Here is a 10993-nt window from a genome sequence, read left to right as displayed (position 1 = left end):
CGGCCCGAGAAATCGACGCGCTTGCCCAGAAGGTTCTGACGGAAGCGGCCCTGCTTGCCTTTCAGCATGTCCGACAGCGATTTCAGCGGACGCTTGTTGGCGCCGGTGATCACGCGGCCCCGGCGGCCGTTGTCGAAGAGCGCATCGACCGATTCCTGCAGCATGCGCTTTTCGTTGCGCACGATGATGTCGGGCGCGCGCAGTTCGATCAGGCGCTTCAGGCGGTTGTTCCGGTTGATCACGCGACGATAGAGGTCGTTCAGGTCCGAGGTCGCGAAACGGCCACCGTCCAGCGGCACCAGCGGGCGCAGCTCGGGCGGGATGACCGGGATCACGGTCAGGATCATCCATTCGGGGCGGTTGCCCGATTCGATGAACGACTCGACGATTTTCAGACGCTTGATGATCTTCTTCGGCTTCAGTTCACCGGTGGCCTCGGCCAGGTCGGCGCGCAGCTGTTCGGCTTCGGCCTCCAGGTCGATGGTCGAGAGCATCTCGCGGATCGCCTCGGCACCGATGTTCGCCGTGAAGGCGTCCATGCCGAAAGTGTCCTGGGCGTCCATGTACTCTTCTTCGGTCATCAACTGACCGTAGGTGAGGTCGGTCAGGCCCGGCTCGATCACCACGTAGTTTTCAAAGTACAGGATGCGTTCCAGATCGCGCAGGGTCATGTCCAGCATCAGGCCGATGCGCGAGGGCAGCGACTTGAGGAACCAGATATGCGCCACCGGCGCGGCCAGTTCAATGTGGCCCATGCGTTCGCGGCGCACTTTCTGCAGCGTGACTTCCACGCCGCATTTCTCGCAGACGACGCCGCGATATTTCATGCGCTTGTATTTGCCACACAGGCATTCGTAATCCTTGATCGGGCCAAAGATACGGGCACAGAACAGACCGTCACGCTCGGGCTTGAAGGTCCGGTAGTTGATGGTCTCGGGCTTTTTGATCTCGCCATAGGACCAGCTAAGGATTCGTTCCGGGCTGGCCAGCGACACCTTGATCTCGTCAAAGACTTTCGGCGGGGTCAGCGGGTTGAACGGGTTGGTCGTCAGTTCCTGGTTCATTTTGCGTTCCTTACGTCAGAGGAAGGGGTGGGGAGGGTAAGGCGGGCGCCTTACTCCTCGCCCTCCGCATCCAGGAGTTCCATGTTGAGGCCGAGGCCACGGACTTCTTTCACGAGCACGTTGAAGCTCTCGGGCACGCCCGCTTCGAAGTTGTCCTCGCCCTTGACGATCGACTCATAGACCTTGGTCCGGCCAGCCACGTCATCCGACTTCACGGTCAGCATTTCCTGCAGCGTGTAGGCGGCACCGTAGGCTTCCAGGGCCCAGACCTCCATCTCGCCGAAGCGCTGACCACCGAACTGCGCCTTGCCGCCCAGCGGCTGCTGGGTAACGAGCGAGTACGGGCCGGTCGAACGGGCGTGGATCTTGTCGTCCACCAGGTGGTGCAGTTTCAAGAGGTACTTGACGCCGACGGTGACGGGGCGGGCAAACTGCTCACCCGAACGGCCGTCGAACAGCACCGATTGACCCGAGGTGTCGAAACCGGCGCGCGACAGGGCGTCGTTCACGTCGGCCTCTTTCGCACCGTCGAAGACCGGGGTGGCGATCGGCACGCCGCGGGTCACGTTGCCCGCCGCCTCGACCAGGTCGTCCTCGTCCATGCCGGCCAGGCCTTCCTGGTAGACATCCTCGCCATAGGCCAGTTGCATCGCTTCACGCACCGGGGTCAGGTCGCCGGAGCGACGGTATTCACCCAGCGCCTCGTCGATGTTCAGACCCAGGCCGCGCGCAGCCCAACCCATGTGGGTTTCGAGGATCTGTCCGACGTTCATGCGCGAGGGCACGCCCAGCGGGTTCAGGCAGAAGTCGACCGGGGTACCGTCCTGCAGGAACGGCATGTCTTCCATCGGCACGACCTTCGAGATGACACCCTTGTTGCCGTGACGGCCGGCCATCTTGTCGCCCGGCTGCAGCTTGCGCTTCACCGCGACGAAGACCTTGACCATCTTCATCACGCCCGGCGGCAGGTCGTCGCCACGACGGACCTTCTCGACCTTGTCCTCGAACCGGTGTTCCAGGGCACGTTTCTGCGCCTCGAACTGCTCGTGCAGGGCCTCGACGATCTTCGCGTCGTCCTCGTCCTCCAGTGCCAGCTGCCACCACTGACCGCGCGACAGGCTTTCCAGCAGCTCCTCGGTGATTTCCGAGTTCGCCTTGACGCCTTTCGGGCCTTTGACGGCGAGCTTGCCCAGCACCATGCTCTTCAGGCGGGCATAGATGTTGCGCTCCAGGATGTGCAGCTCGTCGTCACGGTCGCGGGCGAGGCTTTCGACCTCTTCGCGCTCGATCTGCAGCGCACGTTCGTCCTTTTCGACGCCGTGGCGGTTGAAGACGCGGACCTCGACGACGGTGCCGAAGTCACCCGGCTTCACGCGCAGCGAAGTGTCGCGCACATCCGAGGCCTTTTCACCGAAGATGGCGCGCAGAAGCTTCTCTTCCGGCGTCATCGGGCTTTCGCCCTTCGGGGTGATCTTGCCGACCAGAATGTCGCCCGGCTCCACATCGGCACCGATGTAGACGATACCGGCCTCGTCGAGGTTGCGCAGGGCTTCCTCGCCGACGTTCGGAATGTCACGGGTGATCTCTTCCGGGCCCAGCTTGGTGTCACGGGCGGCGACTTCGAATTCCTCGATGTGGATCGAGGTGAACACGTCGTCACGCGCGATACGCTCCGAAATCAGGATCGAGTCCTCGTAGTTGTAGCCGTTCCAGGGCATGAAGGCGACGACCACGTTCTTGCCCAGGGCCAGTTCGCCCATGTCGGTCGAAGGACCGTCGGCGATGACCTCGGCCTTGCCGACCTTGTCACCCACTTTCACCAGCGGACGCTGGTTGATGCAGGTGTTCTGGTTCGAACGCTGGAACTTGCGCAGGCGGTAGATGTCCACGCCCGGGTCGCCCGGGGCCAGGTCTTCGGTGGCGCGGATAACGATCCGGGTGGCATCCACCTGGTCGATCACGCCGGCCCGCTTGGCCTGGATGGCCGCGCCGGAGTCGATGGCCACTTTTTCCTCGATACCGGTGCCCACAAAGGGGGCCTCGGCACGCAGAAGCGGAACCGCCTGACGTTGCATGTTCGAGCCCATCAGAGCGCGGTTGGCGTCGTCGTTTTCCAGGAACGGAATGAGCGATGCGGCGACCGAGACCAGCTGTTTCGGCGACACGTCGATCAGGTCGACGCTGTCGCGCGAGGCCATGGTGTATTCGCCCGACTGACGGGTGTTCACCAGCTCGTTCTCGAACTTGCCATCGGTGTCCAGATGCGCGTTGGCCTGGGCCACGGTGTGACGCATTTCCTCGGTGGCGGACATGTAGTTGACTTCATCCGTCACCTGGCCGTCCACGACCTTGCGATAGGGGGTTTCGATGAAGCCGTACTTGTTCACGCGGGCGAAGGTGGCCAGCGAGTTGATCAGGCCGATGTTCGGACCTTCCGGCGTTTCGATCGGACACATGCGGCCGTAGTGGGTCGGGTGCACGTCGCGCACCTCGAAGCCCGCACGCTCGCGGGTCAGGCCACCCGGGCCAAGCGCCGAGAGGCGGCGTTTGTGGGTGACTTCCGACAGCGGGTTGGTCTGGTCCATGAACTGCGACAGCTGCGAGGAGCCGAAGAATTCGCGCACCGCGGCAGCAGCCGGTTTCGCGTTGATCAGATCCTGCGGCATGACGGTGTCGATCTCGACCGACGACATGCGCTCCTTGATCGCACGTTCCATGCGCAGCAGGCCGACGCGGTACTGGTTTTCCATCAGCTCGCCGACCGAGCGTACCCGGCGGTTGCCCAGGTGGTCGATGTCGTCCACGTCACCCTTGCCGTCACGCAGTTCCACCAGCGCCTTGATGCAGGCGATGATGTCTTCGCGGCGCAGGGTGCGCTGGGTGTCTTCGGCATCGAGCGCCAGGCGCATGTTCATCTTCACGCGGCCCACGGCCGAGAGGTCGTAGCGCTCGCTGTCGAAGAACAGGGTGTCGAACAGCGCCGAGGCGGCCTCGACGGTGGGCGGCTCGCCCGGGCGCATCACGCGATAGATGTCCATCAGCGCGGTCTCGCGGCCCATGTTCTTGTCGGCGGCCATGGTGTTGCGGATGTAGGGGCCGACGTTGACGTTGTCGATGTCCAGAACCGGGATGTCGGTGATACCCGCATCCATCAATTCCTTCAGCGACCCGCCGATCAGTTCGCCTTCCTTGTCATATTCCAGCGTCAGCTCGTCACCGGCCTCGACATAGATCGCGCCGTTGTCCTCGTTGATGATGTCCTTGGACACATAGCGGCCGACGATCGCGTCAAACGGCACCAGCAGGTTGGTGACATCGCCCGATTCCTGCAGCTTCTTGACCGCGCGCGGGGTGATCTTCTTGCCGGCCTCGGCGATCACTTCGCCGGTCTTGGCGTCGACCAGATCCTGCACCGGACGGGTGCCCGCCACGCGCTCGGGGAAGAACTTTGTGACCCAACCCTTGTTCTTCTTGAGCTTGAAGTTGACGGTGTCGAAATAGGCGTCGCAGATGCCTTCCTGATCCAGACCCAGCGCATAGAGCAGGGTGGTCACGGGCAGCTTGCGGCGACGGTCGATACGGGCGAATACGATGTCCTTGGCGTCGAACTCGAAGTCCAGCCAGGAGCCGCGGTAGGGGATGATGCGACAGGCGAACAGCAGCTTACCCGAGCTGTGCGTCTTGCCCTTGTCGTGGTCGAAGAACACGCCGGGAGAACGGTGCATCTGAGACACGATCACGCGCTCGGTGCCGTTCACGATGAAAGTGCCGTTCGGGGTCATCAGGGGCATGTCACCCATGAAGACGTCCTGCTCCTTGATGTCCTTCACCGACTTCGCACCGGTGTCCTCGTCGATATCGAACACGATCAGGCGCAGGGTGACTTTCAGCGGGGCCGAATAGGTCAGGTCGCGCTGCTGGCATTCCTCGACGTCGAACTTGGGCGTTTCCAGCTCGTATTTCACGAACTCGAGCACGGCGGTTTCGTTGAAGTCCTTGATCGGGAAAACCGACTGGAACACGGCATTGATGCCTTCGCCGTCCATCGGCTCGGGTTGATCGCCGGAGTTCAGGAAGAGGTCGTAGGAGCTCTTCTGAACCTCGATCAGGTTCGGCATCTCCAGCACTTCGCGGATTTTGCCGTAATACTTACGCAAGCGTTTCTGGCCAAGATAGGTCTGCGCCATAAGGTAATTACCTTTCATGTCTCACCTGAGCCGTCAGCCGTCGGGTCATCGGCGACGTCTCGTCCGAGATGGGAGTGCGGACCAATTCCCGGAAACCTGCCCAAGGGTTTCCTCCCGTCCGCGAACCTTTCCCAGGAAAACGGCCCCTTGTCGCGCGGGTGTGGCGCGAGCCCCTCTCCAAGACAGGTTCGGCTGGACCCGGATTTCTCCGGGCCCAGCCTGTTCACATGGGCCATCAAGCGGCCCGCAAGCGCGAGGCTTAGGCCAGCTCGACTTCGGCGCCAGCTGCTTCCAGCTTGGCTTTGACGTCTTCGGCTTCGGCTTTGTCCACGCCTTCTTTGATCTTGCCACCAGCTTCGACCAGCTCTTTGGCTTCTTTCAGGCCCAGACCGGTCAGACCGCGAACTTCTTTGATCACGTTGATCTTCGAAGCGCCGGCGTTCTTCAGAACGACGTCGAATTCGGTCTTTTCTTCTTCAGCGGCACCACCGGCGTCGCCACCGGCAGCCATGACGACGGCACCGCCAGCAGCGGGCTCGATGCCATATTCATCCTTCAGGATGGTTTTCAGTTCTTGAGCTTCGAGCAGGGTCAGACCCACGATCTCTTCGGCAAGTTTCTTCAGATCAGCCATTGTACTGTTTCCGTTCAGTTTGATGTGTTCCAACGTGTGGGAGCTTTCCCTACGCCGGTATTTCAGTTTGCTCAGGCAGCCTTTTCCTCGATGGTCTCGAGGATGGATGCGATGTTCGAAGCAGGTGCGCCAATGGCGCCGGCAATGTTCGAAGCAGGCGCACCGATGCAGCCAACGATCGAAGCAATGAGCTCCTCACGCGACGGCATGGCGGCGACAGCTTTGACACCGGCCGGATCCAGAGCCGTATCGCCCATAGCACCACCGAGGACTTCGAGCTTGTCGTTGTCCTTGGCGTACTTGTCGACCACCTTGGCAGCTGCCACGGGGTCTTCGGAATAAGCGAGTACGGTCATGCCCGTGAGCAGGTCAGCGATCGAAGCGACCGGTTTCCCCTCGAGGGCGATCTTGGCGAGCCTGTTCTTGGCAACACGCACCGACCCGCCAGCTTCGCGCATTTGCGACCGCAGGTCCTGCATTTCGGCAACTGTCATACCCGCGTAGTGGGCAACCACCACGACGCCAGAGCTTTCGAAGATCTGGCCGAGTTCCTCGACCACTTTTTCTTTCTGGGCTCTATCCACAGTTTCACTCCAAGTATGGGAGGCTTGCGACCCCCCGGCTCTTTTTCACCGGGCCAGGCCCGGCATGAAGTCCGTTTACGGGGCATCGCCAAAATCACCCGAGGTCGGAACCCCGGCGAGAATGTCGTTCCCGTCTCGGGCAGGAATTATGGAACCTGGATTGGCGCCACCCACCGTCTAGGACGAAACGCAAAACAGCGCACGACGAATCGCACGCTGGCTTGCAAGAGCGTATCTAGTGACATTTTGCGCGATTTCCAACCCCCATTTCCGGGGGCCGGGCCGAAAGGATGAAGATTTCCTGAACGGCACGGGCGTTGCATCGAGCATAGCACAGTTTTCCACCTGGACAAAGCCACTCCCGGGCAGCGCAGCATGCCATCCCGCCACTTTCGCGGCAGCGGAGGGAAGGCAAAAGGGCGAGGCCACCGGCCCCGCCCTTCGCATTTCTCGCTTCGGGTTCCGGACGCGCCCGCAAGCGGACGCTTTCCCGGCTGGACAGAACGCTTGCGCGTTCGCCCTCAGTTGCCCGTCGCGTTGTCGATGTCCAGGGTGACGCCCGGACCCATGGTCGAGCTCAGAGCGATTTTCTGCATGTAAGCACCCTTGGCACCGGTCGGCTTGGCCTTCTGCACCGCGCTGACAAAGGCGCGAACGTTCTCGACCAGCTTGGCTTCGTCGAACGAGGCTTTGCCGACGCCGGCGTGCACGACACCGCCTTTTTCGGCCTTGAACTGAACCTCACCGCCCTTGGCGGCTTCGACAGCGGCTTTCACGTCCATGGTGACGGTGCCCACTTTCGGGTTCGGCATCAGGTTGCGCGGGCCCAGGATCTTGCCCAGACGGCCGACGACCGGCATCATGTCCGGGGTGGCGATGCAGCGGTCGAAATTGATGTTGCCGCCCTGGATCTGCTCCATCAGGTCTTCGGCACCGACGATGTCGGCACCGGCGGCCTGGGCTTCTTCAGCCTTCGGGCCACGGGCAAACACGGCGACGCGCATGGTCTTGCCGGTGCCGTTCGGCAGGCCGATGACGCCACGGACCATCTGGTCGGCGTGACGGGTGTCGACGCCCAGGTTCAGCGCGATCTCGATGGTTTCGTCGAACTTGGCGGTGGCGTTGGCCTTGACCAGGGCCACGGCCTCTTCGACCGACAGGTTTTCCTTGCCGGCAACGGCTTCGCGGGCGGCTTTGGTGCGTTTTCCGAGTTTCGCCATCTTACTTCACCTCAATGCCCATGGAGCGGGCGGAGCCCAGGATGATCAGCATCGCGGCGTCAATGTCGTTCGCGTTCAGATCTTTCATCTTCGCTTCGGCGATCTCTTTCACCTGAGCGGCGGTCACGTGACCCACGACCTCACGACCGGGCAGGTTGGCGCCCGATTTCAGGCCCGCAGCCTTACGCAAGTAGTAAGACGCCGGCGGCGTCTTGATGTCCATGGTGAAGGACTTGTCCTGGTAATAGGTGATCACGGTGGGGCACGGCGCACCGGCTTCCAGTTCCTGCGTCTTGGCGTTGAACGCCTTGCAGAATTCCATGATGTTGATGCCGCGCTGACCGAGGGCCGGACCGACGGGCGGGGAGGGGTTGGCTTGACCTGCAGGAACCTGCAGCTTCATGGTGCCAGCGACCTTCTTGGCCATCTGGTATCTCCTTAAACAACGGCGCCGGGACGCGTCCCTTTGCCTTTCGGTTGCGTGGTCGGGGTCGGAGTTCGCGAACCCCTCGCCTCCCACGATGATTCACCGCAATGAAGCGGCGATGCCGCGCGATATACCACCCGCGGCCTGTTTGCAAGGCGTAAGGCCCCACCGCGGGGCCGTGCCGCAGCAAAGCCACCGCAAAAGAAAAGGCGCAAGGGCCGCGCCCCGCGCCTTTTTCTGTCTGTCGCCCCTGTGCCGGGGTGGCCTGCCCGATCAGCCCTGCTTGGTGACTTGGGTGTAGTCCAGCTCGACCGGGGTTTCGCGGCCGAAGATCGACACGGCCACTTTCAGGCGCTGACCGTCTTCGTCCACTTCCTCGACCAGCCCGTCGAACCCTTCGAAGGCTCCGTCGGTCACGCTGACCTTCTCGCCCACTTCGAAGCTGATCAGGGTGCGCGGCGCTTCGACGCCTTCCTCGACGCGGTTCAGGATCGCGTTCACCTCGGCGTCACGCATCGGCATCGGGCGACCCTGCGGGCCCAGGAAACCGGTGACGCGGTTGATCGAGTTGATCAGGTGATAGCCTTCGTCCGACATCTCCATGTGCACCAGCACGTAACCGGGCATGAAGCGGCGTTCGGTCGGGACCTTCTTGCCGCGGCGAATCTCGATCACCTCTTCGGTCGGCACCAGGACCTCGTCGATCTCATCCTCGAGACCCTTTTCCACGACCGATACCTTGATCTGTTCGGCAATCTTCTTCTCGAAGTTCGAGAGAACGCTTACCGAATACCACCGTTTCGCCATCTGCCGTTGTCCTGTCTGCCTGGCGGGCTTGCCGCCGAATTCATTGTCATTTCAGGCGGGGTCTCCCGCCGATCACTCACAGCTTCCCGAAACAAAAAACCGGCGCGCAGCTCGAATCGCCGCACGCCAATCGGGAAGGTTGTGCCCGCATTACCCCCGATATGCCCCGAATTCAAGGGGCCGGGCGGCGGTCTCAGCCGATGATCAAGCCCAGGCCGGTGCGGATCAACAGATCCACCAGCGAGAAGAACAGCGCGGTCAGTGCGGCCATGACAAAGACCATGCCGGTGGTCAGCAGCACTTCGCGACGGGTCGGCCATATGACCTTCGACACTTCGGCGCGCACCTGCTGGATGAATTGGAAAGGGTTCGTCATAGCCATGTTCTTGCTTCCTTGAAGGATCAGACGGTCAGATACGCGAAGCACGCGCGCCTTTCAAGCCCGCGTGTGTCACGATGCCGTTTGACCTGACGCCCCGAACGCACAATGGCAGGGCAAAGAGAGAGGTCAGGACAGGAGGTTGCACGATGGGGCGCCGTGGCGGGATCTGGAATATTTGAAGGAGGAACGGCGGGGAATGAAACGCACAAAGCACCCGTCCGGGTGCGGTGATTTCTGTCCGGGAGGAAAATGGCAGGGGCAGCAGGGTTCGAACCCGCGACCTACGGTTTTGGAGACCGTCGCTCTACCAACTGAGCTATACCCCTAAGGCCGGGCTTCCGATTACGGCATGCGCGCGGGGTTTTCAAGTGGCTTTCTCAAGGTTTGACAGATAGGTTTTACACAATTTTCGAAGCTGGAACCGATTGACCATGCGTGACATTGCCGAGTTCGCCCAAGCACCGTGGAACAGCGCCCGGATTGACGGGATCGAGGCGACCGAAACCGTGCCCACCATGCTCGCGGCCGAGGAACAGGCGCTTTACGCCTGGTTGACCGGGCATTGGATGCGGGATCTGGGCGAGGTGGTCGAGCTGGGCAGTTTCGTCGGCGGCTCCACCGCCCGTCTGGCCGCCGGTCTGGTCGCCGCGGGTCGCACGGCCCATCTGCATGCCTATGACCGATTCGGCTGCTCGGAAGGCCTGAAGGAAACCATGCTGTACCCGGCGGGCATCGCGCCCTTCGAGGGCACGGATATCCTTCCGCTGGCGCACGCGTTGCTGGCCCCGTGGCGGGACCAGGTCACGCTGCATCCCGGCCGGATCGAAAAGCAGAGCTGGGACGGCGGCCCGATCGAGCTCCTGGTCATGGATGCGTCGAAGAAAATTCCGTTGATGGACCGCATGGCCGCCACGTTCTTTCCCTCCCTGATCCCGGGCCGGTCGCTGGTGATCCAGCAGGACTATCTGCATTGGCGCACCCCTTGGATCGCAGTCCAGATGGAGGCAATGGCGGACTGGTTCACCCCGGTCGCCTTTGTCCCGAATGACACGGTGGTGTTCCTGAACACCCGGCCGGTGGACAGCGCAGCGCTTTTGGCTGGTCAGGTGGCCGAGATGACACCCGCCGCCCGACTGGAGACCCTGCGCCGTGCCCGGCGCCGAGGCCGCGCCTTGGGCTACGGCCACCGGTTGGCGCAATCGATCAAGGCGATGAAAGCCAATCCCGACTGCGAGGCGGCGTTCCGCATGCGGGCGCCTGGATAGGGCCTCCACGCGCAGAGTCCTGACCACGCTCCTGGGCTCACGAGGGCAACGCGCGGATAAAGCGATGCCCGGTCCCGGATGGGCATTTCACGGCGGTGATTTGAAGAAACTGGTCGGCGCCATCCAGCATGCAGGTAAAGAACTGCGACATTGAAGAAGCACCCTCCGGGGGACCTTCGGCACGTGCTTGATGCGCGTCTGGGGATCATCGAAGTCGAACAAAAAAGGCCGCCCGAAGGCGGCCTTTCTCGTAGTCTTCACCGGGGTGGTTTCCGGGAGCCCTTGCAGGCAAAGGCCCCTGTCACCACTGGCCGGGTTTGGGCTTGCGCCCAAGCCCCGTCCTTACTCGATGATCTTCGACACGACGCCCGAACCGACGGTGCGGCCGCCTTCGCGGATGGCGAAGCGCAGCTTCTCTTCCAT

The 10993-nt window shown here is 62.2% G+C and carries 9 protein-coding genes, 1 tRNA gene and 1 pseudogene; 1 reads left to right on the top strand and 10 read right to left on the bottom strand.

Translation table 11 applies throughout. The annotated features are described in order from the left end of the window. The 9 genes and pseudogenes from Q1V43_RS01480 to Q1V43_RS01440 form a co-directional block, all read right to left on the bottom strand. Window positions 1–1064, bottom strand: a pseudogene (locus tag Q1V43_RS01480) (DNA-directed RNA polymerase subunit beta'); the annotation flags it as partial. 50 nt (window positions 1065–1114) lie between these two features. After that, window positions 1115–5251, bottom strand: coding sequence for a DNA-directed RNA polymerase subunit beta (rpoB, locus tag Q1V43_RS01475; RefSeq protein ID WP_300513199.1), 4137 nt, complete (start codon window positions 5249–5251; stop codon window positions 1115–1117). A gap of 259 nt (window positions 5252–5510) precedes the next feature. Continuing rightward, complete coding sequence (rplL, locus tag Q1V43_RS01470; RefSeq protein WP_271052927.1) at window positions 5511–5885, bottom strand: 50S ribosomal protein L7/L12; 375 nt, start codon at window positions 5883–5885, stop codon at window positions 5511–5513. A 71-nt stretch (window positions 5886–5956) separates the two neighbouring features. Further along, window positions 5957–6469, bottom strand: coding sequence for a 50S ribosomal protein L10 (gene rplJ, locus Q1V43_RS01465; RefSeq protein WP_300513198.1), 513 nt, complete (start codon window positions 6467–6469; stop codon window positions 5957–5959). 521 nt (window positions 6470–6990) lie between these two features. Further along, complete coding sequence (gene rplA, locus Q1V43_RS01460) at window positions 6991–7689, bottom strand: 50S ribosomal protein L1 (protein WP_300513197.1); 699 nt, start codon at window positions 7687–7689, stop codon at window positions 6991–6993. Window position 7690: 1 nt separating this feature from the next. Beyond that, window positions 7691–8116 carry a 50S ribosomal protein L11 gene (gene rplK / locus Q1V43_RS01455; RefSeq protein ID WP_300513196.1) on the bottom strand — a complete coding sequence of 142 codons (426 nt, stop codon included), beginning with the start codon at window positions 8114–8116 and terminating at the stop codon, window positions 7691–7693. Window positions 8117–8389: 273 nt separating this feature from the next. After that, the gene (nusG, locus tag Q1V43_RS01450) at window positions 8390–8923 is read right to left on the bottom strand and encodes a transcription termination/antitermination protein NusG (protein WP_300513195.1); all 534 of its coding nucleotides are present in this window, start codon (window positions 8921–8923) and stop codon (window positions 8390–8392) included. Window positions 8924–9116: 193 nt separating this feature from the next. Continuing rightward, the gene (secE, locus tag Q1V43_RS01445; protein ID WP_300513194.1) at window positions 9117–9305 is read right to left on the bottom strand and encodes a preprotein translocase subunit SecE; all 189 of its coding nucleotides are present in this window, start codon (window positions 9303–9305) and stop codon (window positions 9117–9119) included. Window positions 9306–9555: 250 nt separating this feature from the next. Then, window positions 9556–9631: transfer RNA gene (locus Q1V43_RS01440), tRNA-Trp, on the bottom strand. Between the two features lie 105 nt (window positions 9632–9736). On the opposite strand from Q1V43_RS01440, the gene Q1V43_RS01435 reads away from it, so the two are divergent. Further along, window positions 9737–10570, top strand: coding sequence for a hypothetical protein (locus Q1V43_RS01435; RefSeq protein WP_300513192.1), 834 nt, complete (start codon window positions 9737–9739; stop codon window positions 10568–10570). A 342-nt stretch (window positions 10571–10912) separates the two neighbouring features. Here Q1V43_RS01435 and Q1V43_RS01430 read toward each other — a convergent pair. Then, window positions 10913–10993, bottom strand: an 81-nt coding sequence (locus Q1V43_RS01430) for a hypothetical protein (protein WP_170347671.1), incomplete at its 5' end; no start/stop codon positions are given.

Origin of the sequence: Aliiroseovarius sp. (genome assembly GCF_030148435.1) — a bacterium.
Classification (GTDB): Bacteria; Pseudomonadota; Alphaproteobacteria; order Rhodobacterales; family Rhodobacteraceae; genus JASBTN01.
This window is presented reverse-complemented; position numbering and strand designations above follow the sequence as displayed.